Below are 24,368 nucleotides of genomic sequence, written 5' to 3' on the forward strand. Positions count from 1 at the left end.
ACCTGAATTCATTGTACGGCTGGGGTTTTTTTCTTGTCCATAGCTAGAAGCTCTTTAGAACCCCTCGCATAGCAAGGGGTTTTCAAAAGATACAATAAAAGAATCCATTTTGAAAAAAAATCAAAATGGATTCTTTTCTAATGTTTATGTAATCTTTCCTTCATTTGAGCCCGGTTAACCCTTTCTATTTGGCTTTGATTGTGGTGAACTTAACACCCGCGTTAAATGCAAATACGCCTCATGTCCCTCACATGAGGCTTGACTATCTGCAAGTTTTCTTTATAGCTTTTGATTCTTTGGAAAAATAATTTCAAAACATGTTCCCGCTCCAACTTTGCTTTGCACTTTTACTTTGCCATGATGTTTGTCAATAATCCAATTTGCAATAGCAAGTCCAAGGCCAGCTCCCGCTTCTTCAGTCCGAGATTTATCCACTTGAAAAAATCGATCAAATATTTTGGGTATATTCTCTTCCTCAATACCGATGCCATTATCCTGTACTTTTATTAAAACGGAATTAACGGTTTGGGAACAAGAAATTAAAATTTCCCCTCCCTTTTTCGTATACTTAATCGCATTATCTATCAACCCTTATTTGGAGCACTGAAAAAATCCCTATTGTATTGAGGAAGCCTTTCGCTTTTTTCATGTATGAGGCTTTTATAAAAAGGGTTGATCAACTTTAAATAAAAATAAAAATAAAAATAAGCTATAAAGAAAAATCTCTTCACAGCCCATTTTTATAGTAATTATTTTTTATTGTTCACTAGATTGTGTGGATGGCTTTAATAAGAACCAAACAATTACTAAAATTAGAAGTGCTAATATAAAAGTACCCACATAAATAAAATGTACACTTGAAGCTAATGCTTCTTGCGATTCAGTTATTACATTTGCTGTAGTTCCTTCATGTCCACCAGAAGTAACTAGATCAAGATTTTTAATACCGCGTGCATGAATCATCGTATTGAACATCGCCCCGAAAACTGCAGCTCCTAATGTTTGACTAAACGTATTGATGAATGTGTTTAAGCCAATTGCTGTTCCGCGCGTATGATTTGGAACAGCTGTTTGAATTGTTACCATGTAGATAGGTGTAACAAGCCCCATTCCTAAGCCGATTAATCCAACTGCAACATAAATAAGGAATGCTGGTGAATCTGTTGACAATGTAAATAATGAAAAGGCACCAACTGAAAGAACACTAGCTCCAAGTAGAATGATTTGTTTCGTATTTAAGCTACCAACTAATTTACCAGAAAAAATAGTGCCAAATGTCCACATAACAGGAAGTGGCATTAAAATGAGTCCGGCGTCTGTCGCATTTTTACCTAATACACCTTGGCTCCAAATTGGAAGATACATTGTAATACTAATAAGCATTGCACCAGAAATAAGAGTTAGTATGTTGATAATAGATAATGTACGGTTAGAGAAAAGCGCTAGCGGAATTAATGGTTCCGGAGATTTCTTCTCAATGAATAAGAAAATAATGAATGAAACAGCTGCAAAGATTAAGAGGCCAATAATCGTAATGTCCCCCCAGTTGTGCTTACTACTACCTGTTAATAACGCGTATAGTAGAGCGATTGTACTTAATGAGAAGACTGTTGCACCAAGATAGTCGATATGGTGCTTAGCAGGCTTAATAGATTCTTTATAATAAATAACAATCATTAAGCAAGCGATAATTCCAAATGGAACGTTTAAGAAGAAGATGTAGCGCCAAGAAAGAGAATCAACTAAAAATCCGCCAACTAATGGTCCGATAACACCAGAGACACCCCAAACAGCACTAATCCAACCCTGTGCTTTTGCACGGTCTTTCACTTCGCTATATAAGTCACCAATGATTGTCATTGTTATTGGCATAATAGCGCCCGCACCTAGACCTTGAAGGGCACGAAAGACGATGAGCTGTTCCATCGATGTAACGACACCACAAAGTGCAGAGCCGACTAAAAATATTGTAGCCCCGATGAGTAAAACTTTTTTTCGACCGAATAAATCAGCCAGTTTCCCGTATATTGGAGTCGAAACAGCTGTGGCCAGCATATAAATTGCATATACCCAACTAACAAGTTCGACGCCTGACAAATCACTTGTTATACGGGGGATTGCTGTACTAATTATTGTTCCTTCTACAGCAGAAAGAAATGTCATTAACATTAATGATAAAATAACTTTATTTCTCATATTTTTCCCCTTTACTTCTATCCAGTTAAAATTATTCATTATCAGGTGTGTTGATTAACCATTTTTATCCACACCAATTAATTTGAAGGCCCTGATTTCTGCTACGAGCTACAATCAGTTAAAATGAGAATATAATAGCAAATAGTAACAAAAAAATCCTTTTATCACTCAATAATAAAACTATTTTTTCCTAATCAATACGCCTGATTCAATATATAACTATGTATTTTTTATTATTTATAAACTAATAACTGTGTATCTTCTGAAACGTCATAACCCAATGGAAATCTTGCCGCACATTTACATAATAATCTTCCTGATAATTGCTCATTATATAATACTACACACGACAAACATCAATTTTAACACAAATATCCATCAAAAAATCACCTCAAAAAATAACTAAAGAGGTGATTTTTATCAAGCTTTATTACAAATAATCAATTTTTATTATAAACGATCAATCTTTTTTACAAAGCTACATCACAAATGTTTAGTGACAAAAAGGTCGGGTACTACAATTTCTTGAAACCCTATTCTACGTTATGCAAAAACATTCACGAAAAAGAAGCTAGAGGTTTAACAGTTATACTAACACTTAATGAACCTTAAGGATAGATATTTATCTCTGCACCATCAAATAAATTACCATCTTTTGAAAGCCAGTTCTACACTTCTCCGTTTTTACGTGCTGCCATTTCATCTTTCATTTCTTCTTTTAATCCTTCAATTGACTTTTGACGTCGCTTATTTTTTTCTTTAATCATTTCACTTTGCATAGGGTCTGCAAATTCCAAACTAATTTCCGCTTCATGAAGTTTTTCTTCAGTGTTCTTAACGATATCACGAATTCGTTCAACGTTATCAGATCTATCATCTGGTTTCGAGTGTCTTGAATTAGCCATGTTAACCTCCTAAAATTTCGACATTAAAATTAGTTTGTATTTTTTTTATGTTTATATGTACACTAATTTTTTCCAAAAAGCACTTTTGCCTTTTAGGCAGACAAGCACTGGAGAAAGGTTTACAGTGTGCATGCCACATGAAGAGACTCTAGAAGCAACCAGCCGCTGAAGCGAATACCTAAACATCATGAAAATTTTAACTTTCTTATCTCTTTTCCTATGTATGAATCTACTAAAGCGTTAATTTTATTATATAGATATTCATCAAACAATTTATGCTTTTCTATGTATTCATTTGTTTTTGTTAGATATTGCAGTTCTGCTTTTATATTTGCCCTTTTAAGTGCTATCCAAAACCATGAGTACACATTAGATTTTTCAAACATTATACCCCATACCTAGGTACTCTTTCATCTTTATACGCAAAATAAAGAATGAACCCATTTCCTCACCCATATAACATTGTGAAGAAATGTACTTACACTAACGATGCAGGTTAGTTGAATAAGGTGTTTGTTTTATCATTAAACAATAAAGATAGATGATCAAAGAAAAGAAGTAATACAATTTAATATTAGTTTCCATGAACCGCAGCGTAAGATAAGAAAAAGTCATTCCCTCCACAAGCGGAGAGAATGACTTTCCTTCATAAATCACAAAACTACTGATTATAGTTTTGCCCAACGTTCCTCTAACCAGTTCATAAACTGTACACCTTTGTCGCCTTCATACGCATCAAAGACATCTAAACGCATACGTTTTAGTTTATCCGCAAAGTCTGCCACTGTATGGTCCTTCGGCAAGCTCTTTTTCACCCGCAGGAAAATTTTGTCTGTTCCTTTGATAATATCAAAACGTGCAGGTGATGGCTTCTCTACGTCCTCACCAAACGCTGCGAGTGCTTCATAGGCTGCTAATTGCACCTTGTTGACAGTATCATGCTGCATACGATTTTTTAATAAATCTATGATTTTGTCATGTTGATAAGCCGATAACATTTCGACTGCGTCTAAACGTTCTCGCCAGCTAGACGTATAATTGGCCTGTTTTTTTAATGTTTCATACTGCTCAGGTAATGCTGTTTCAAACTGTTTCAAGTAATTGCACCTCTTTTTTTAACTAGAGGAAAAATGAATTCTTCTTCTGCTTCTCTTATTATACGTTGTCTGGGTGAAAATAGCGATGAATCGCTGGTAAGGATATATATATATATAATGGAAACTAACTACATTAAGGTGAACCGTATCATAAGTATGTACTATTCTTTATTAGATTTGCTTTTCTTATTAAACTAACGATACAGTTTAGTTGAACAAGATGAAAGCAAATTATTGTTCATTCATAATTACATAAGGGACATCGTAATAATATTTATATAAAACCAAAGTGGAGGTTTACAAATGAAACATACTACAAAAGTAACAGAATGCCCTAAATGCGGTGGAAAAGAATTGGGAAAAGGTCATCAACATAGTAGTTATTCAGTTATGTATCCATCTAATAAGTTAAGCTTTGGGTATGATGTTGAATATATTATTTGTACTGAATGTGGACTAATAATTGAAAGTTATGTAGAAAAACCAGAGAAATTTAAGGGGACACTTTAGATGTTCTTCAAGTAACGGGGGGCTTTAGTACAACAAGGGTTTCGAAAATAATCAAACTTTTTTTATAAAGAATTTAATCTGCCACATTAAATAAGAGCATGTTTTGATCAACCTTTTTTCAAAACATGCTCTTTAGATTTGTTCTCGTATAAAGGTTAATATCGTTAATTTAATCAACAACTTTATTACAAATCTAAACTATTTATTTTTATATTTTCCAAATGTTTTTACATCACGACTAAGTTGTGTGCGTCACGTTTAAGTTATACGTAGACAACAACTGTGTTCATACAACTTAATCATACCCTAAAGGCGCTCCAAGCAACCATTTCTCCGTTATTAAAAAATTAACTATACAACTTAATCGTACCCTAAAATTTAAGTATGTTTAAACTACACACAACTTAGTCGTACCCTATTTACTTTTATTATATAGATATTCATCAAACAATTTATGCTTTGGATATGGAAACCATCCGATCAATATTATCCCGCCCTAAAATAGTTTATTGTCAGAGAAAGGAGCTATTATTAAGCCTTTATTAACTAGGGAATCATGTGCTGATTTTCTCTCTTTGCGACCATTATCGACTATTTTAAAGATAATATTCGTTGACCTTTTAACGTGCCACTTTTTCATTGATTTCCTTAATGTTCATTCTAAAGGGTAGGGCATTTTTATCATTTATATCAATTACATATGCAATCACATAACCACTATCAATCCATAAGACTCTGTAAGTATTACCCAAATCGATATCCACAATAAGTTCATTAACCGATAGAATTATCATAAATACTACTTATACCTCCTTTATTTATAATAATTTCAGTCATATTTATTTTGAATGGTTGAATAGTATTTTCCATATTCATCGCTGATATATATTGCTTGCAAATAAATATCTCAAATAATAAATTCCTGAGCCATTCTCAAGATTATATAGGGAATCAAACTCATTACAACATGTTACTAACAGTTGTTGTGGATTTAATAGTTTTTCATTAGCTAAATATTCAAGAAAATATAAGCTGTTTTTTTCTTCATTTCTTTCTTTTAGATAATAATATTCATGAATATAGTCCATATTCTTCACAAATTGCTGTGACATTACTTTCTCATCTATAAGACACCATTCTATATCATTATCTGCCCAATATTGTCTTTCTAACTCCAATTTTTCTATAACACGTGGATCTTCTAATTCACTACTAGGTTTTATAGACCGAGCTAAATAGACAATTTCATTTTCAATGCGTGTTGTAATTAAAAAATCTGTAGTCATTACAATATTTGTTTGGGTTTTATTTTCAAATGGGTGTTTAATACCTTTATTTGATGCAATTTCCATAGTTCTTTCACGCTTTAATGGGAATTGCTCTCTTATATCGATTACCTTCTGACTCCATTCTAAATAATAAAAATAAGAAAGTTCTAAATCAGATAATAAATGATGAATTCTATTTGTTTTCCAGCCCAAAGGTCGGTGTACTCGCCCTTTACTTTGTATTTCGTGAGTTTTAATCCAAGGGATATAATGATTTAACTCTCCTGAACCTCTTCCTTCTTTATAGAATTTTTCTATTTTTTCTTCTGTCCAAGTATATTTATTAATCGACAAAAATTCACCACCAATCGACACCTTTTTATTATTAATATCAAATATTCAGTTAATTTACAAACTTTGCTCATTACAAAGATTAACTGTAATCGCAACTCATCACGGTTTATATATACAGCTCTTTTTTCTTTATTGAACTAACGGAGCAGGATAGTTGAACAAGTAAAAGTAATAAATATTAATTCAGCAACTATTAGGAGGGGAATTATGCTAATAACAAAACAATGGAATCAAGAAGATAGTGAATATATTCGAAAAAAGTAATTGAACATAATCTTTCTAAGCTACCTGATGATGTAAAACATCCAGTCAAGAATTTTCCTCCTCATTATCCTTGTTATAAATTACCTCCCTTTAATTTCATTAAATCTTAAGAAATCTCCTAAGTTTTTATTAATATTTTTTTTTTATAATTAATAATATCTTGATGAAAGGAAGATAATATGTAGAAAAAACATTACTAAAAACACTTATTTTTTACAGATATTGGAATGATATCAAACAGGTAAAACATAAAAAGAGCGAGGGAGCCAAAAGGCGACTATCTCCTATAGGAAATACAACAGATCCCCCCAGTTATCTGGATCAATTGGAAATTCTATCGGAAAGAGCTCTTACTACTAATATAAGAAGAGGTATATAAATATGATAAAAAAAATAGTCACAATTGCACTACTCATGATGATTCTAATTGTTTCTGGCTGTTTCGGAAATAAACAAAACAAACAACAAATACAACATGAATTCCTCACTGTCGCTGATCCTGAAAGTATAACCGTTCTTGTCAACAAAAAATATGCTTTTCCGGAAGGTTATGAACCGAAAGATCTCGTTTATCCAAATGTTCCATTTATATTTGATGAAAAAATAGAAAAAAGAATGATGAGAGAAGAAGCAGCGAAGTATCTCGAAAAAATGTTCAATGCGGCGAATCAGCAGAATATTCATCTAGCAGGTGTTTCAGCCTATCGTTCTTCTCAAACTCAAACAACACTATTTAATAATTATGTTGAAAGAGATGGAATCGAAAAAGCAAAAACATATAGTGCTGTTCCTGGAACAAGCGAACATCAATCAGGATTAGCAATTGACGTTAGTGGATCTGATGGATCTTGTGCAGCAGATGACTGTTTCGCGAATACAGAAGAGGCAGCATGGCTTGAAGATAACGCCCATAAATATGGATATATCATTCGCTTTCCAAAAGACAAAGATAATATTACCGGTTATAAATATGAACCATGGCATATTCGTTATGTTGGGGTAAATTTAGCCACTGAGTTATACAATGCAGGGTTAACATTAGAAGAATACTATGAGTAGCATCTTTGAGCAGAGAGAGAATAACAATGAGTATCTTAAAAAGTAAAATTCCTCCAATAATATGTGTGGGAGAAATTAATTTAGTGGGCCCCTATTGAAGAAAGGGGGCCCTTTTTGTGTGCCGGGCATGTCCGTCAACTAGGTGATTAATCTTTTAAGTAAAGAAGAATAAGGGAGAAGTTAAGAATGAAAAAGTTGGGCTTTTTATTAATTTTTGCAATTTGTTTGGGTGTAACAGTCTTTAAGATAGTACCGTTCTTCCAAGGTGAAAAAGGTGTAATCGTAAATGCCTATAATGAGAATGGTATTGTAGAGGGTAAGTTGTCTTCTGGAAATATAAAAAAAGTAGAAATTCCAGTAGAACAAATTTATCAAGGAAATTTACTTTTGGTCAACAGTAAGCACCCAGTTCACAATGAAAGTATAAAATCAGATGTCATCAATATAAATTCTCGCAAAGAATTGGTAAAAGGATACAGAGTGTTTAATAGCGAAACATATTTATCAGAAGATATAGCAAGTAAATTTTCAGATATGGTTCTTGATGCGGAAGAAGATGGAGTTTCTAGTTTCTTAATAACGAGTGGTTTTCGAGGATTTGATGAGCAAAATAAGCTTTATAAAGAAATGGGCTCCATTCGTGCCTTGCCAGCAGGTTACAGCGAACACAATTTAGGTTTATCGCTTGATGTGGGAAGTACCCAAGGGAAGATGGAGGTAGCACCTGAGGGAGAGTGGATTGCAGAAAACGCTTGGAAATACGGGTTTACTCTACGTTATCCAGAGGATAAAACGGACATAACTGGAATTATGAATGAACCATGGCATATCCGCTATGTCGGTTTACCACATAGTGCGATTATGAAAGAAATGAATTTTGTTCTAGAGGAATATTTAGACTATCTAAAAGAACATAAACATATTTCTGCTACTGTAAATGGTCAAAATTATGAGGTCTTTTATTATCCTATTACAGAAAATACCACTATTAATGTGCCAGCCGATCTTCGTTATGAGGTATCGGGCAATAATATGGATGGTGTGATTGTGACAGTTTTTCCTGATAACGTGTAGAAACTCAAGGAAGGTGGGGATGAGGAATGAACTGAATGAAATTGATGGACGGTATTATGGTACAAGCACTATTTGCCTTGTATGTGTATGCTTTATTCAAAATCATTCTGTTCAAGTTTAACTCGATTAATTTCGGAGGAACTGGGAAACCACGATTTTATCTCGAATCTGTTGTTAAAACTATATCTACCTATGATTTATTTGCTAAATTAAATAAAGACATACTGCTTGTTGAATAGATTGTGAACAATTACGCTTAAACTACCGGGTGCTTTACTTGAAGAATATTGAGCTGTTTAGACAGATCTTATTTTTTACTCAACTCCCATGAAAGAACTTAATCATCTTTCATTTTCTGTAGTGAAGTGCTGATTTTTGCACCATGGATGGCTAACGGGGCAGTTTAGTTGAACAAGGGGTTAAGTTGAATAGTTAATGCACATAAGCTTAATGATTCGCTTCTCATTTTGCTACTAATAATATTTATATTTTCTTAAGAGTTATAATAAGAGATTCTTAAGATTTATCTACTATACTTCAGTTATAGCAAGGAAGTAAAACAAATTTAAAACTTGCGATTACAGGAGGAAAAATATTATGAAATCAACGAAAATATTGGGATTAGCGTTAGTTGGGATATTGAGTACTGGAGGTGTTACAGCTATTGCACATGCATCAAATAATATAGTGCCAAAGAATACAGTAATGACTGAACAGGCTGTTGAACAAGACAGTTACAAAGAAAATAAACTTAAAGAAGTAGCACTTAATGCTTTTCAAAAGAATTTTAATGAAACAATAGATACTAAAAACTTTTATGAAAGAAACAATGAGTTTTTTGAGATAGACGGACACAAATTTTATATTGCAGGATGGAGTAATAAAAATAGTGAATTTATAAATGGAAATACAGCTATTCAATATACTGCAGTATTAGACGCTGAAACTAATAAGATAGTAAGTCTACAGTATCATCCAGGAGAAGCTAAAAATCAAAATTATAAGGATTTTTCTTATGATGAAGCTAAAAATTTAGCAACTAACTTTGTTAAAGAGAATAACATATTAGATGGTAAAAGCTATGAATTTTCAGAAGAACAAAGTAAAGAAGTAAATGCAGCTAAAGATTCAAAAGAGGATTGGTACTATCATTTTTATTTTAAATATGATGGAGGAAAAACATGTTTAGTTAATGTAAATAAAGACCTTAAGAAAGTAACTGAATTTAGTTTAGATGAAGGTCAAGATCAGGGATAATGATGTACTACGTAAACCCTAGATATACATGATAAAATTCTTAAGTTGTGACGAGATATTCTTATAAGATACACAAAGGACTTACTGTTAAAAGTAAGTCCTTTTTCATCTAACCTCTTATTGAACTAACGGGGCAGAATAGTTGAAGAAGAAAAAGGAATTTTAGTTCTATTGTCGAATTTAGTCATTAAAGAGGATTAGATTAGGTAAGGAGAATGAGAATGCAGAAAAATGGTCAATTAAAGGTATACAACCTAAATGAATTAATAAAAGACCAAAGTGACTACACAAATTTTATTTTAAGTGAAGTAAATGATCACGCTCTTAGGATAGCTGTGATAAATGGAGAATTTCACTGGCATAAACACGAGAATTGCGATGAGTTATTTTATGTATTAGAAGGTGAACTTTTCATAGACTTAGAAAACACTGAAACAGTTTCATTGAAACCTGGAGAAATATTTACTGTACCTGCCAATACAATGCATCGGACTCGTTCAAACGAAAGGACAGTTAATCTGTGTTTTGAAAAGACAAGTAATGATATTAAAGGGAGCAACAGTTAAGTATATTCAATCAATGGTGCTTTTCAAGTAACGGGTTTAAGAGTTTAAGATCAAGCTGCCGAAGTCAAAGGCAGCTTTTCTTATTGAGCTAACGGCGCAGTATTGTTCAACAAGATTATTAGTTACATTCGTAGTAAAATGAGAAATAGATATTATATGTAAAGGAGAGATACTATACATGGGTAAAGGTAAAGAATTGCAGAAATGACGCTAGAAGAATTGTGGGAGTTATTCCCCATCATTTTGAAAGAACATAAGACAGAGTATAAAGATTGGTATGAAATTGAAAAAAGGAAAATTTTAAGTTGTCTTAATGAAAAAAATATTATGCGCATTAGTCATATAGGAAGTACAGCTGTCGAAGGACTAATTGCCAAGCCAATAGTCGATATTTTAGTGGAAATAGATAAGGGAAGCAATATTGAACAATTAACAAATACTTTACTACATAATGGTTGGTTATTGATGTCATCCCAAAGTAATCCATGCATGAAAATGACATTTAATAAAGGATATACAAAAGAAGGATTTGCAGAAAAGGTGTATCATCTACATGTTGGCTACTACTACAACTGGAATGAATTGTACTTTAGAGACTACCTTATTGAACATGAAGTAGTTGCTAAAGAATATGGTAAACTTAAATTTGGACTTATAGAAAAATATGAACATGACCGAGATGGATATACAGATGCTAAATCTGATTTTATTTTAAAATATACAGAAAAAGCAAAAGAAGCATATGCTGACAAATACAACCCCGAAAAATCAGTATACTAGAGTAAATTTATTGCACATTATTATTTATGTATCAAAGATTGTGAAAGTGTGTACTTAAAGTAACGGGGTGCTTTAGTTTAATAAGGCTCATTTAATTGATCAAACTTTTTTATAAATCTCATACTTAGTTAGAAAGATTAACTCCATTTTGATCAATCTTTATTCTAAAGCTATACTTGTAAATTGCAATAATGAAAAGAGGTTTACTTACTGTTGAGTAACAGTTAATAAACCTCTTTTGATTTTTACAAATGTTTCTTGCATCACGACTAAGTTGTGTACAGATACCCAGGGTACAACTGAGTTGTATGGGGTACGATTGAGTTGTACCGGGTACGACTAAGTTGGGCAGGGTATAACTAAGTTGTACATGGACAACAACTTCTAAAAAACATCCAAAACCTTATTCCACAGTCACCGATTTAGCCAAGTTACGTGGTTTATCCACATCACAGCGACGGTGTAGTGCTGCGTAGTAACTAATTAACTGTAATGGCACTACAGATACAAGTGGTGTTAGTAACTCATGAACTTGAGGGATTACTAAACGGTCACCGTCTTCATCTACGCCTGCCATTGCAATAATGCATGGGTATGCTCCACGTGCAGCTACCTCTTTAACGTTACCACGGATATTTAATGCTACTGCTTCTTGTGTAACAAGAGCAAACACTGGTGTACCTTCTTCGATTAAGGCAATTGTTCCGTGTTTTAGCTCGCCACCTGCGAAGCCTTCTGCTTGGATGTAAGAGATTTCTTTTAGCTTCAAGGCACCCTCAAGACTTACATAGAAGTCCATGTTACGGCCGATGAAGAATGCGTTGCGTGCGATTTTCAAGTAGTCCTCAGCGATATCCTCTAAAACATCTTTTGAATCGATAATTGTTTGGATGCCGTTTGCCGCAATCGCAAGCTCTTGTTTTAAATCGAATTCTAAGCCTTTGCCATTAGCCTTCGCCGTTACATACGCTGTTAGAGCAAGTACAGCTACTTGCGCTACATACGCTTTTGTAGAAGCTACTGCAATTTCTGGGCCTGCATGTAATAACAGTGTATGATCCGCCTCACGTGAAAGTGTAGAACCAGGTACGTTTGTAATTGTTAATGTTGGATAGCCAAGCTCTTTAATTTTCACAAGTACTTGACGGCTATCTGCTGTTTCACCTGATTGTGTAATAAAGATAAACAATGGTTTTTCTGAAAGCAATGGTATATTGTAGCCGAACTCACTTGAAATATGAACTTCCACTGGGATACCGGCCATTTTCTCAAAGTATTGCTTACCGATTAGACCTGCATGATAGCTTGTTCCGGCAGCAATAATATATAGACGGTCTGCTGCTCGTAATGCTTCTAAAATATCAGCATCAATTGTTAATTCGCCATTCTCACCTTCGTATGCTTGAATGATTTTACGAATAACTGTCGGCTGCTCATCCATTTCTTTTAACATATAGTGAGGGTAAGTACCTTTTTCAATATCGCTCATATCAAGCTCTGCTGTATATGGTGCACGCTCTACTATTGAACCATCTAACTTTGTAATTTCAACGCTAGCTGTGTGTACGATTACGACCTCTTTATCGTGTAGCTCCACATATTGATCTGTTACCTGTAGCATTGCCATCGCATCTGAAGCAACAACATTGAAGCCTTCACCAACACCTACTAAAAGTGGAGATTTGTTTTTCGCAACGTAAATTGTATCAGCCGCTTCTGCATCTAAAAGAGCTAATGCGTAAGAGCCGTGTAATAAAGATAAAGTTTTACGGAATGCCTCAGCCGTGCTTAAACCTTCTTTCACAAATAGCTCTACTAATTGCACGATGACCTCTGTATCTGTATCAGATTTCATCGGAATACCTTTTAAATAAGTTTTTTGTAATAAATGATAGTTTTCTATAACTCCGTTGTGTACTAGCGTAAAACGTCCTGATGCACTTTGATGAGGGTGTGCATTCAAACGGTTTGGCACACCATGAGTTGCCCAGCGTGTATGACCAATACCAACTTTTGCAGCAACGTCTTCGTCCACTGCCTCACGTAAATCTGCAATACGTCCCTTTTCTTTGAAGACTGTTACACCATCTTCGTTACGAACTGCAATACCCGCTGAGTCATAACCACGGTACTCTAGTTTCTCTAAACCTTTTAATAAGATTTCCTTTGCATCTGATTCACCAATATATCCTACAATTCCACACATAAATTTCTTGTCCTCCGATATCGTCAATTTGACGCAATGACAAACTAGACCTCAACCTATCGAATTTTTTTGTGAATGTAAATGCTCTGCTAATTAAAATTAGGATGCAATACATGCACATTGTTAACACTCATTCAGCCATCTGAATAGCAACCATTCGATACGTGAGATTTCTCTATTTATCAATTGCTTTTACTATACCTTCTCCATCTTCTGTACATTCAATCGCTCAAATGCTTTCAAAATGAAAAATGACAATCGGGTATGTCGATTGGGAGGCATCCGCCGAATTTTCGATAAACCTCCACCTCGTCTGCTGAAGATAGTTTCGTCCAATTTCTTCAGCTCAGGCGCTATAATTGTTTTCCGATTTTGCGCTCTCTTCCCTCCTTATGCGCTCGTTAAATAATAAGGTCGGACCTCATATTCAACTTCTCCATAATACTCAATCATATGCTATACGTCAAATTTTCGTTATAAAAAACACCTATTTATCCTACTTCTTAATGACAAGATGTAGACAAATAATCTGCTATAAAGGAATATCTAGAAATTCTTATTAAAAATATGATGCTTTCTCCCTTAGATAAGCAACAAATCTTTTCTGTTATGGACAGAGGTGGAGATAAAAATCCGGGTGCTGGTGTTGGCATTATCATCGGTATCGGACTTGGGCAAATTACCAATGCTATTATAGCGTTGAAAAAAAAGTAGGATTGTTGTAATTGGATTTAACACTTTTAAAAGTTAAAAGGCACAGGTAAATTCACTTGTGCCTTTTAAGCTTAGCCTTCTTTACTCTCCAATAATTTTACAATTTCTCGATTAAATGCTGGTAGATCCTCCGGTGTTCGACTTGTTACTAATTGTTTTTGGCAAACAAATACTTCCTCGTCATGGAATATCGCACCTGCATTTTCTAAATCTACTCGAATCGATTTGTAGCCAGTTGCATCACGACCATTTAATGTTTTTGCTGTAATGAGTAGCTGAGGACCATGACAAATAGCAAAGGTTGGCTTCATGTTGTCCATAAATTCCTTTACAAATGCCACAACACGATCGTCTACGCGTAATATATCAGGAGAAAAACCACCAGGGATGAACAATGCATCAAATTCTGAAGACGTCACCTCATCGATCCCTTTATCAATTTTTACTTTCTCTCCATGCTTGCCTTCTACCTCAATGCCAGCTGTCGTATCAATCATAATTAGTTCATGACCTGCCGCTTCTAATGCTCCTTTAGGACTCGTATATTCAGCATCCTCAAACATATTAGTAATCACTGTAGCAATTTTAGCCATTGAAATATAACACCCCTTGTAATTGTGACTCTTTACTACTGTTCCCATTCACTTCGAAAACATTCATTTCGTCGGTGAGCTTTCAATGCTTGAAGTACAAAGGCGTTCTATCCACCATTTTTGCTTTTCTATCCGTCACTTTCTTGTGCCTAATAAAAAAACCCGACCTCCTTTCTAAGGAAATCGAGTTTATAAACTAATTATTCTGTTAAGCCCATTTCAGCACGGACAACATCTGCTATACGCTCTACGTAACGTTCGCAGTCTTCCTCTGTAGCCGCTTCCACCATTACTCGTACAAGTGGTTCAGTACCTGAAGGACGCACTAACACGCGACCGTTACCAGCCATATCTTCTTCTACATTAGCAATCACTGCAGCAACTTTTTCATTTTCCGTCACAGCATGCTTGTCTGTTACACGTACGTTGACTAAACGCTGCGGGAAAATTTTCATTTCAGAAGCAAGCTCTGATAGTTTTTTACCTGTAGCTTTCATAATGTTGACAAGCTGAATACCTGTTAATAAGCCATCACCAGTTGTGTTAAAGTCTAGGAAAACAATATGACCAGATTGCTCGCCACCTAGATTATAATCATTAGCACGCATTTCTTCCACGACATAACGATCACCTACAGCTGTTTGTACACTATGCATATCGTTATCTTCAACAGCTTTGTAGAAGCCCATATTACTCATTACCGTCGAAACGATTGTTTGCTTTTTCAAGCGACCAACTGCATTTAAGTGCTTACCGATGATGAACATAATTTGATCACCGTCAACAATTTTACCGTTTTCATCTACTGCGATTAAACGGTCACCATCGCCATCGAATGCTAAACCAACATCAGCACCCTTTTCTGTGATAAATTTAGCTAATCCTTCTGGATGTGTTGAACCGACACCGGCATTAATATTTAAACCTGTTGGTGAAGCACCCATCGTTGAGATATCTGCTTCTAAATCTGCAAATAAGTGTGTCGCTAGTGAAGAAGTAGCGCCATGTGCACAATCTAATGCAACATGAATGCCCTCAAATTCTTCAGTCACTGTTTGTTTTAAGTATTGAATATATTTTTGTCCACCCTCGAAGTAGTCGCTTACTGAACCTAAATCTGCCCCGATTGGACGTGGCAATGTATCTTCTTGAGCATCTAATATTGCTTCGATTTCGGCTTCTTGCGCATCTGTTAGCTTAAAGCCATCAGGACCGAAAAATTTAATACCATTGTCAGCAACTGGGTTATGTGAAGCTGAAATCATAACGCCTGCATTTGCGCTCATAATTCGAGTAAGATAAGCCACACCTGGTGTAGAAATAACACCAAGACGCATTACCTCTACGCCGATTGATAAAAGACCAGCTACAAGTGCACCTTCAAGCATTTCACCTGAAATACGTGTGTCACGACCGATTAAAACCTTTGGACGGTCAGTTGCATCTTTTGTTAAAACGTAGCCACCTACGCGGCCAAGCTTAAATGCAAACTCCGGTGTTAATTCACTATTCGCGACGCCACGAACGCCATCTGTTCCAAAATATTTACCCATTTTAATTATTCTCTCCTTCAATGCAAGACGGTGATCACGCTTGTCTACACTGACAACTAAACCTCTCGTCTGCTTACTTTTGGAAAAGTCAATTTTCGTTCATTCATTGGTAACTAGTAATTATGCCCCTATGTAATTTATCTTGGCTTGTATATCTGCACAGATAAAGCATAGGGTATTTTGATTTTAGCCTGAGCAACTTTTTTTCGTTAATGTTATCAATTATGCCTCGGCATAATTGTGTCCGGAATCGGCTTTGTGCTTAGGCCTGCAAATGTTTCTTGTGCGAAAGCGTAGTGCTAACGCAGCGACAGCAACAAATGTTTTCTGTGCGAAAGCGCAGCGACAGCAACACAGCACTGATGCAGGTCAGTTAGCCGTTATCGCATGGATGCGATGGTTTTAGGCTAACATCCTCTAAGAACTCCTTTCCGATTTCTGTGACATCCGCCGGAGGCTTTGGGCCAACATGATGTTTTTTGCGCGAAAGCGTAGTGCTAACGCAGCGGCAGCAGCATGATGTTGGCCACTCAGTCGTTGCCACAGGACGTGGCGTTCTTAGACTGAGTTCCTCTATTTCAGCGGATGTTTGTACACCCTCTGAAAAGTAGCTTAAACCCGCATTCATCTTACCACCTATAGAGGTGGGAGACTTTTGCTGAAAGAAGTTAAATCCGAAAATGAATACCCTTACCGATAGAGAACGAAATCTCTACTGAATCAAAATAAAATTATAGTCAGTTCTTGTTTAAGAATCAATATTATCTTCTGTTTTCTCAGTAGGCGGTGTGTTGTTATCAGAAGAAGTGTCAGAGTCCCCTGTATGGGGCGAAGGAGTAGGTGTAAGACCAGGAGTAGTAGTTGTTGTTGTTGTTTTTTCCTGCTCTACCATCGTAGTATCTGCTTTCACCTTAATTTTCGAATCAGATATTTTTGTCACACCTTCTGGCAATTTCACTTCAAATTCATAAGTTTTTGATTCTGTAATTTTTGATAAATCAACCTCTAACGGTATTGCAGTTAGAGCATCTATGATAGATTTTTTACCGTATACTCTCACCTTTGTAGGACTAATTGTTAATTGGTTGACGGTAATACCATTCGCCGCTTTCCCTATTTCCTTAAGCACAACAGGCAGCTCTCTACTGTAAGGTCCAATATCTACTTGTACCTTCACCGTTGCCGGTTCAATCGTTACATCTAACTTATTTAAATCACGATCTAATACTTTAACCGCCGCTACTTGTGAGAACGGTTCTTTCAAGCCTTGTTCACCCGTTACAGTAGCTTTTACATAGCTAATGTTTTTAATTGCACTTTTGGCACCTGTAACATACACCGTAGCTGGATTAGCAGTCATGCCATTTAAAATATATCCTTCTTCAATTAAACGAGTATTTAGCTCAGGGTCAACACGAAACTCCTGCGTGACCTTTTCCTCAATGTTTACCTTTACAGTTGCTGGGTCTAATGTAACTTGCAACTTATCCGAAATATTTTCGTATTGTAGTCTAACATTATGCTCACCTATGAGTAATTTACTCAAATCCGCAAATATAGAAAAATCTCTCGAAGTTTGAGCTTTTAAAGCGAGTGGCGTTGGACCTTTTATCGTAACGTTCACCGTCTTTGGTATCCCTGTTACAATAAGGTTCTTATCGTCATAAAAAACATCTACTGGTACATCGCGAATTACTACTGTTTGCTCACTCATTATCGATTTATTTTTAGGAGATAATTCGGTACGAACGGAGAAAAATAACAATAAGGCTAGAAATAGTGCGACGATTCGTAACACCCAAGGGCTATCCATCATTTTATCCATTCTTTTTCCCCCTCCAAGTTAACTTAGAGGCTGCATCTGACTCCTGTGCTAATCCGAACCACATTTTACGTAACAGTCCTTCGAATTCCTCTAGAGAAAGATTTCGATGTAGATTACCATTCATTGTAAGACTAATGGCACCGGTTTCTTCTGATACGACAATAGTAATGGCATCTGTCACTTCACTTAAGCCGAGTGCAGCTCGGTGGCGCGTCCCAAGCTCCTTAGAGATAAACGGACTCTCAGAAAGCGGTAAATAACAGGCCGCTGCCGATATTTTATCTTTTTGCATAATTACTGCTCCATCATGAAGCGGTGTATTAGGTATAAAAATATTGATAAGTAACTCCGATGAAATCTCAGCATTTAGTCCTATGCCAGTTTCGATATATTCATTTAGACCAGTTTCTTTTTCAATAGAAATTAACGCCCCTATACGACGTTTGGCCATATAACTAACAGATTTCTTCATCGCCTCAATTAGCCTTGTTTGTTCTTCCTCAACTTGATTAATTGAACGTTGGAATAACTTCCCTCTACCAATTTGTTCAAGACCGCGCCTAATTTCAGGTTGGAAAATGATAATAATCGCCAAGAAACCGAAATCGATAACTTGTTGTAACATCCACCCTAACGTTTCTAACCCCAAAAATTCTGTAGCAAGGCGCGCAATAATAATTACGAAAATTCCTTTTAATAATTGGACAGCCTTCGTACCTTTAATGAGGGTTAAAATTTTATAAACAACGTACCATACGAGCAGTACATCTAATAAGTTAATAAGAATATTCACAGGTGTTAAATTAGCGAAATGTTCGATAATCTGCACGTGGCATCCCCCACTTTTCATTGCGAATCCATACACATTTAAGTATAGCACATTCTTAACAAATGTAACTTTTTTCAAATAAAAAGTCTACTCAAAAGAGTAGACCTTTCAGCCTCTCACGTGCACTATCTATTAGGACGTATAGAGTGTTATTTAGTTGCTTGTTTGTCCTCGAATGTTACAGCAGATTTCACTGAATTTTTAATCGTATACCAAAGCCATTCGAATACTTCGTCAATTTCTTCTATTTTCCCTGAAACAACCGCCGAAGAGGCCATATACTGTCCATTAATAACAGTGACATTGCCATCCACTTCACCCTCAACAATTAAATCACCGTTTTTAACAACAATGTCGCCTTTTACAACTTCTCCCTTCGGCACAATAACCGTTTGACCTTCAACAACTAGATTTGGTTGTTTGGTTACGGAGAAATGTTGGTCATCCATGAAACTACCAAGTAAAGTGGCACTCATGAATAAACAAAAAACTGCTGCTGCCACAAAGAATGGATGCCGGCGAATCCATTTTTGCATGCCTACACGACTTTTGGGTTTCGGTAAACGAGCCATCACGGCTTCTTCAAAATGCAGAGGTGCTGTAATGTGGGAAGCACTCTTCACAAAGGCGATTGTTTCACTCAATTCCTGCATCATTTGTTTACAATCACTGCATGTATGCAAATGTCTTTTTAACTCTTGCTCATGCTCACGACTAATGTCACCATCTAAATAATCATGGATATAGTCTATAATATGCTCTGGACAAGTATTCATGACGCTTCCCCTCCTACAGATTGTTTAATTGCTTACGTAATGCTTCACGTCCGCGGTGAATCCTCGTTTTCACCGTTCCAAGAGGCATATCTAAAATTTCGCTAATTTCCTGCAATGATAATTCTTCAATATATTTCAATACTATAACTGAACGGTATTTATCCGGCAAACGTCCAATCTCATATTGAATGCGATCTTGCAGTTCCATTTGCTCTATCTGTTCCTCTGGTAGCTGGTCATCGGCTGCGATTTGCGAATACATATCAAGCCCTTCTGTACCAGCTACTTCCGCATCTAAGTAGTAATCCGGCTTTTTCTTCCGGATTCGATCTATACAAAGGTTTGTCGCTATGCGATAAAGCCACGTCGAAAATTTTCTTTTCTGATCAAAAGTATGCAAGTTCATATAGGCACGAACAAACGCTTCTTGCGCAATATCCTCAGATTCTTGCTTGTTCCCCAACATCCTATAGCATACTTGGTACAGTTTGTGCTGATAGAGACTCACAATATCTGCAAATGCGTTTTGATCGCCTTTAAGCACTTGTTTTATTTTCTTGTTTACTAACGCATCCATTGTGTTGTTTTCTCCACCTTTACAACTGTCTTATACTTTACGACTCATCGATAAGAAAAGTTTCATTTTGTTATTAATTATAGCAAAAGATTTTTATTCATTGTGGCAATAGGCAATTTTTTGTCAAATTTCTTTAAACTAGGGTTTCTCCAAATAAAGAACCCATTAATGCTACTGCAACATCAGCTGTTCTATTCTTTTCATCTAAAATTGGATTGACCTCAACAAATTCAGCAGATGTTAGCATACCTGATTCCTGAAGCATTTCCATTGCCAAATGGCTTTCTCGATACGTAATACCACCAGGTACAGGTGTCCCAACCCCTGGAGTATAAAGTGGATCTAGACCATCTAAATCAAGTGATAAATGCAAACCATCTACATTGCGCTCTTTTAAATAAGCAAGAGCATCTTCCATTACACGCGTCATTCCAAGACGATCTACCTCGTGCATTGTATACACCTTGATCCCTTGCTGACTAATTAATTCACGTTCGCCTGGATCTACGGAACGTGCTCCAATAATAATGACATTTTCAGGTTTAATTTTCGGTACATCATTACGAATTTTCACTAAGCGTTCATGACCTAACCCAATGCTAACAGCTAACGGCATACCATGTATATTGCCAGACGGTGTCGTTTCTGGTGTGTTTAGGTCAGCATGCGCATCAAACCAAATAACACCTAAATTTTTATAATGCTCACCAAGTCCTGCAAGTGTACCAATAGCAATACTATGATCGCCACCAAGTACAAGCGGAAACTTCTTTTGTTCAATAGCTTCATTTACATTATTCGCTAAGGATGTACTTACATCGATAACTTCCTCTAAATTAAGAAGCTGTTTATCAACAATAGCACCTCCTTGCTTTTGACTAACACGTATATCTCCTTGATCATGTACTACATGACCAATTGCCTCTAAGCGTTCTACAACACCTGCGTAACGGATAGCACTCGGCCCCATATCTACCCCTCTGCGAGTTTGCCCGTAATCAGTCGGCACACCAATAATAGAAATATTTAGTTTATTCATCTTTTCATACCCCCTTTAAGTTGTAAGACTATTGTAAAGCCTATATCCACCTTGGCTCAACCTAACAGTTTTATGTATATTTATACATTTAAAAAGAGCATAAAAAAATCTCCTACTGTTTTCAGTAAGAGATTAGTATCTGTAGTTAATGTTGCACTTTTGAATATGTTTTATTCTAAAAAAGTGAGCCATGAAGGACTCGAACCTTCGACCCTCTGATTAAAAGTCAGATGCTCTACCAACTGAGCTAATGGCTCAAATAAGAAAAAAATGGCTGGGGTACTAGGATTCGAACCTAGGCATGACGGAATCAAAATCCGTTGCCTTACCGCTTGGCTATACCCCAATCATTTATAATAAAACTGGTGGAGGGGGACGGATTCGAACCGCCGAACCCTAAGGAGCGGATTTACAGTCCGCCGCGTTTAGCCACTTCGCTACCCCTCCGAAATAACACATTATGGTGGAGGATGACGGGCTCGAACCGCCGACCCTCTGCTTGTAAGGCAGATGCTCTCCCAGCTGAGCTAATCCTCCATAGAAACAGGTGTTCATTTCTTAACAGTTTATTTTCTTTTTAAGCCTTTGCATTACTACAACGCTTTTAAAATGGTGACCCCTACGGGATTCGAACCCGTGTTACCGCCGTGAAAGGGCGGTGTCTTAACCACTTGACCAAGGGGCCATTTTAAATGTCTCAAAGAAGACAATATTTATATTAACATTATTTCCTTTTCAATGCAACACTTTTTTATAATTTTATTATATGTATAATATTATCATCTTAAAAATGGGCAAAAAAATGGCTCCGAAGGCAGGACTCGAACCTGCGACAACCTGATTAACAGTCAGGTGCTACTACCAACTGAGCTACTTCGGAACAATACTATTCAATTCGGTTTATTAAAACCTCTTAAGTACATTTATTATTATAGCAAGCATTATAAATTATGCAATACTTTTTATGAAAATTTTTATATTTTTCTGTCGAAACATTCCTATGCACTAACTATGATCACAATAGTTCTCTATTAACTCTAATATTTCTATCTTATGTACAAAATATTCTTGCTGTATATTATTGTAATTGTTAAAATGGAAATAGTTTTATGAATTTTCTATTAAATTTGTTTGGGGGAGGAATGTTCACATGGTAACAAACGATTTAATTGCACCAGAATTCTATAATATTACAGAGGAATTGGAGAAATTCTCTCAAGATAGTAATCGTCAAGCAATACAATGGCTAAATACTCAGCAGGAACGCCGAACAATTTCCTATGTTGAACTTGTTCAAAAAATGAATCAATACGCGCATGCCTTTACGAAGAAGGGGCTTCAAAAAGGAGATCGCGTATTAGTTATTATTCCACGTCTTCCTGAGGCTTATTTTGTCTTCCTTGGCTGTCTAAAGGCTGGCATTGTTCCAATTTCATGTTCAGAAATGTTACGTGCAAGTGATTTAGAATATCGTATGGAGCACTCTTCTGCAAAGGCAGTAATTGCCTATGAAGCGTTCACTAGTGAGGTAGATCATATTACTTCTTCAGTAGATGCTTTAAATAATAAATTGGTTATAGGTACTGCTACAGGTGATTGGACGTCTTTAAATGAATTGGCTAGTACACAGCCGGATACATTTAAAGCAGCAGCGACGAAAAGAGATGATATGGCATTTCTTTCTTATACATCAGGCACAACTGGTAAACCAAAAGGAGCTGTTCATTCGCACGGTTGGGGATATGCGCATATTAGAACAGCAGCTTCTCAATGGCTTGGTGTACGTGAAGGTGATCTAGTCTGGGCTACAGCAGCTCCAGGATGGCAAAAATGGATTTGGAGCCCATTTTTATCGACTATTATGCTGGGCGCAACTGCATTTGTATACCACGGAGGATTCGATGCAAAAACATACCTTCAACTGCTTCAAGATGAAAAGGTCAATGTATTATGCTGTACTCCAACGGAATATCGAATTATGGCGAAAATTGATAATTTAAAAGACTATAATCTTTCTTCTCTACGTAGCGCTGTTTCGGCTGGTGAACCATTAAATCGACCAGTCATCGAAGCATTTATGAATAACTTCGGTCTTAAGGTGCGCGATGGCTATGGCCAAACGGAAAATACTTTATTAATCGGCACACTCGAAAGTACTGAGTTACGTCCTGGTTCAATGGGTGTTCCTACACCAGGCAATATTGTCCGCATTATAGATCATGAAGGCAACGAGGCACCGATTGGGGAAGTTGGAGATATTGCAGTACACAAAACATCTCCTGCTCTATTTAAAGAGTACTATCGTGAACCTGAACGTACACAAGCTGCCTTCCGTGGAGATTGGTATATTACTGGAGACCAAGCCAAATGCGATGAAGACGGCTACTTCTGGTTTGAAGGTCGAGGAGACGATATCATTATTTCATCAGGTTATACAATTGGACCATTTGAGGTAGAGGATGCTTTAAATAAACATGAAGCTGTACAAGAATGTGCTGTAGTCGCAGCACCAGATGAGATTAGAGGACATATTGTTAAAGCCTATGTCATCTTACGAGAAGGCTTCCGAGATCGTGATGAAGACGAGTTAACAAAAGAACTACAGGAGCACGTTAAAGCATTAACAGCGCCTTATAAATATCCTCGTAGTATTGTCTTTATCGATGAACTACCAAAAACAACTTCTGGCAAGATTCGTCGTATAGAGTTACGAGCAGCAACTGTATAAAATAATAAAGGAGACATTTCACCAATCACTCGGTTGAAATGTCTCCTTCTACTTTTGAACATAAAAAAAGCCACTACTGATTTTATCAGCAGCGACTTTTTGCGCCTAGCGACGTCCTACTCTCACAGGGGGAAGCCCCCAACTACCATCGGCGCTAAAGAGCTTAACTTCCGTGTTCGGTATGGGAACGGGTGTGAC

Annotated in this window: 20 protein-coding genes, 6 tRNA genes, 1 rRNA gene and 1 pseudogene; 7 read left to right on the plus strand and 21 right to left on the minus strand. The window is 36.2% G+C overall.

The features are described from left to right. Positions 1 to 279: 279 nt before the first annotated feature. The 4 genes and pseudogenes from ACQKMV_RS23175 to ACQKMV_RS23190 all read right to left on the minus strand — a co-directional run. A pseudogene (locus ACQKMV_RS23175) lies at positions 280 to 588 on the minus strand (sensor histidine kinase); the annotation flags it as partial. Positions 589 to 756: 168 nt separating this feature from the next. Beyond that, positions 757 to 2,196 (minus strand): MDR family MFS transporter, encoded by a 1,440-nt coding sequence (locus ACQKMV_RS23180; protein ID WP_427506777.1) that lies wholly within the window; start codon positions 2,194 to 2,196, stop codon positions 757 to 759. Positions 2,197 to 2,864: 668 nt separating this feature from the next. Next, positions 2,865 to 3,101 carry a small acid-soluble spore protein Tlp gene (gene tlp / locus ACQKMV_RS23185; RefSeq protein WP_427506778.1) on the minus strand — a complete coding sequence of 79 codons (237 nt, stop codon included), beginning with the start codon at positions 3,099 to 3,101 and terminating at the stop codon, positions 2,865 to 2,867. Between the two features lie 668 nt (positions 3,102 to 3,769). Further along, positions 3,770 to 4,198, minus strand: coding sequence for a HEAT repeat domain-containing protein (locus tag ACQKMV_RS23190; RefSeq protein ID WP_053481745.1), 429 nt, complete (start codon positions 4,196 to 4,198; stop codon positions 3,770 to 3,772). Between the two features lie 303 nt (positions 4,199 to 4,501). On the opposite strand from ACQKMV_RS23190, the gene ACQKMV_RS23195 reads away from it, so the two are divergent. Continuing rightward, complete coding sequence (locus tag ACQKMV_RS23195; RefSeq protein ID WP_142509673.1) at positions 4,502 to 4,708, plus strand: transcription initiation factor TFIIIB; 207 nt, start codon at positions 4,502 to 4,504, stop codon at positions 4,706 to 4,708. 620 nt (positions 4,709 to 5,328) lie between these two features. Here ACQKMV_RS23195 and ACQKMV_RS23200 read toward each other — a convergent pair. Both ACQKMV_RS23200 and ACQKMV_RS23205 read right to left on the minus strand, forming a co-directional pair. Next, positions 5,329 to 5,502 (minus strand): hypothetical protein, encoded by a 174-nt coding sequence (locus ACQKMV_RS23200; RefSeq protein ID WP_427506780.1) that lies wholly within the window; start codon positions 5,500 to 5,502, stop codon positions 5,329 to 5,331. A gap of 78 nt (positions 5,503 to 5,580) precedes the next feature. Beyond that, positions 5,581 to 6,330: a TnsA endonuclease N-terminal domain-containing protein gene (locus tag ACQKMV_RS23205; protein WP_427506781.1), complete on the minus strand. Its 750-nt coding sequence runs from the start codon at positions 6,328 to 6,330 to the stop codon at positions 5,581 to 5,583. 645 nt (positions 6,331 to 6,975) lie between these two features. Between ACQKMV_RS23205 and ACQKMV_RS23210 the strand changes: the two genes are divergently transcribed. The 5 genes from ACQKMV_RS23210 (at position 6,976) to ACQKMV_RS23230 (ending at position 11,330) form a co-directional block, all read left to right on the plus strand. Continuing rightward, positions 6,976 to 7,653 carry a M15 family metallopeptidase gene (locus ACQKMV_RS23210; protein ID WP_427506783.1) on the plus strand — a complete coding sequence of 226 codons (678 nt, stop codon included), beginning with the start codon at positions 6,976 to 6,978 and terminating at the stop codon, positions 7,651 to 7,653. A 186-nt stretch (positions 7,654 to 7,839) separates the two neighbouring features. Beyond that, positions 7,840 to 8,727, plus strand: coding sequence for a VanY-A/VanY-F/VanY-M family D-Ala-D-Ala carboxypeptidase (vanY, locus tag ACQKMV_RS23215; RefSeq protein WP_427506785.1), 888 nt, complete (start codon positions 7,840 to 7,842; stop codon positions 8,725 to 8,727). 597 nt (positions 8,728 to 9,324) lie between these two features. Then, the gene (locus tag ACQKMV_RS23220; protein ID WP_427506786.1) at positions 9,325 to 9,984 is read left to right on the plus strand and encodes a hypothetical protein; all 660 of its coding nucleotides are present in this window, start codon (positions 9,325 to 9,327) and stop codon (positions 9,982 to 9,984) included. A gap of 221 nt (positions 9,985 to 10,205) precedes the next feature. Then, positions 10,206 to 10,550 carry a cupin domain-containing protein gene (locus ACQKMV_RS23225; RefSeq protein WP_427506787.1) on the plus strand — a complete coding sequence of 115 codons (345 nt, stop codon included), beginning with the start codon at positions 10,206 to 10,208 and terminating at the stop codon, positions 10,548 to 10,550. 243 nt (positions 10,551 to 10,793) lie between these two features. After that, positions 10,794 to 11,330, plus strand: a complete 537-nt coding sequence (locus tag ACQKMV_RS23230; RefSeq protein WP_427506789.1) for a GrpB family protein — start codon at positions 10,794 to 10,796, stop codon at positions 11,328 to 11,330. Between the two features lie 403 nt (positions 11,331 to 11,733). Here the strand turns inward: ACQKMV_RS23230 and glmS are convergent, their stop codons facing one another. From glmS to ACQKMV_RS23300, 14 genes are all read right to left on the minus strand, one after another. Beyond that, positions 11,734 to 13,536, minus strand: a complete 1,803-nt coding sequence (glmS, locus tag ACQKMV_RS23235; RefSeq protein WP_427506790.1) for a glutamine--fructose-6-phosphate transaminase (isomerizing) — start codon at positions 13,534 to 13,536, stop codon at positions 11,734 to 11,736. A gap of 785 nt (positions 13,537 to 14,321) precedes the next feature. Then, positions 14,322 to 14,843, minus strand: coding sequence for a type 1 glutamine amidotransferase domain-containing protein (locus ACQKMV_RS23240; protein ID WP_427506792.1), 522 nt, complete (start codon positions 14,841 to 14,843; stop codon positions 14,322 to 14,324). A gap of 200 nt (positions 14,844 to 15,043) precedes the next feature. After that, positions 15,044 to 16,396, minus strand: a complete 1,353-nt coding sequence (glmM, locus tag ACQKMV_RS23245; RefSeq protein ID WP_427506793.1) for a phosphoglucosamine mutase — start codon at positions 16,394 to 16,396, stop codon at positions 15,044 to 15,046. Positions 16,397 to 17,144: 748 nt separating this feature from the next. Further along, positions 17,145 to 18,221: a CdaR family protein gene (locus ACQKMV_RS23250; RefSeq protein WP_427506794.1), complete on the minus strand. Its 1,077-nt coding sequence runs from the start codon at positions 18,219 to 18,221 to the stop codon at positions 17,145 to 17,147. Next, positions 18,214 to 19,050, minus strand: coding sequence for a diadenylate cyclase CdaA (gene cdaA, locus ACQKMV_RS23255; RefSeq protein ID WP_427506796.1), 837 nt, complete (start codon positions 19,048 to 19,050; stop codon positions 18,214 to 18,216). The genes ACQKMV_RS23250 and cdaA overlap by 8 nt, the downstream gene beginning before the upstream one ends. A gap of 149 nt (positions 19,051 to 19,199) precedes the next feature. After that, complete coding sequence (locus tag ACQKMV_RS23260) at positions 19,200 to 19,826, minus strand: zf-HC2 domain-containing protein (RefSeq protein ID WP_427506797.1); 627 nt, start codon at positions 19,824 to 19,826, stop codon at positions 19,200 to 19,202. A gap of 13 nt (positions 19,827 to 19,839) precedes the next feature. Next, positions 19,840 to 20,403, minus strand: coding sequence for an RNA polymerase sigma factor SigW (sigW, locus tag ACQKMV_RS23265; RefSeq protein ID WP_370048520.1), 564 nt, complete (start codon positions 20,401 to 20,403; stop codon positions 19,840 to 19,842). Between the two features lie 133 nt (positions 20,404 to 20,536). Next, complete coding sequence (gene rocF, locus ACQKMV_RS23270; protein ID WP_427506798.1) at positions 20,537 to 21,442, minus strand: arginase; 906 nt, start codon at positions 21,440 to 21,442, stop codon at positions 20,537 to 20,539. Positions 21,443 to 21,626: 184 nt separating this feature from the next. Continuing rightward, positions 21,627 to 21,699: transfer RNA gene (locus ACQKMV_RS23275), tRNA-Lys, on the minus strand. 14 nt (positions 21,700 to 21,713) lie between these two features. Then, positions 21,714 to 21,788, minus strand: a tRNA-Gln gene (locus ACQKMV_RS23280). 17 nt (positions 21,789 to 21,805) lie between these two features. Then, positions 21,806 to 21,889 (minus strand) — tRNA-Tyr (locus ACQKMV_RS23285). A gap of 14 nt (positions 21,890 to 21,903) precedes the next feature. Beyond that, positions 21,904 to 21,979: transfer RNA gene (locus ACQKMV_RS23290), tRNA-Val, on the minus strand. Between the two features lie 73 nt (positions 21,980 to 22,052). Next, positions 22,053 to 22,127 (minus strand) — tRNA-Glu (locus tag ACQKMV_RS23295). 118 nt (positions 22,128 to 22,245) lie between these two features. Next, a tRNA-Asn gene (locus ACQKMV_RS23300) sits at positions 22,246 to 22,322 on the minus strand. A 270-nt stretch (positions 22,323 to 22,592) separates the two neighbouring features. Between ACQKMV_RS23300 and mbcS the strand changes: the two genes are divergently transcribed. After that, positions 22,593 to 24,170, plus strand: coding sequence for an acyl-CoA synthetase MbcS (gene mbcS / locus ACQKMV_RS23305; RefSeq protein WP_427506800.1), 1,578 nt, complete (start codon positions 22,593 to 22,595; stop codon positions 24,168 to 24,170). A gap of 103 nt (positions 24,171 to 24,273) precedes the next feature. Here the strand turns inward: mbcS and rrf are convergent. Continuing rightward, positions 24,274 to 24,368 (minus strand): 5S ribosomal RNA (gene rrf / locus ACQKMV_RS23310); the annotation flags it as partial.

It is taken from the genome of Lysinibacillus sp. NPDC094403 (assembly GCF_050278745.1).
In the GTDB taxonomy this organism is placed as follows: domain Bacteria; phylum Bacillota; class Bacilli; order Bacillales_A; family Planococcaceae; genus Lysinibacillus.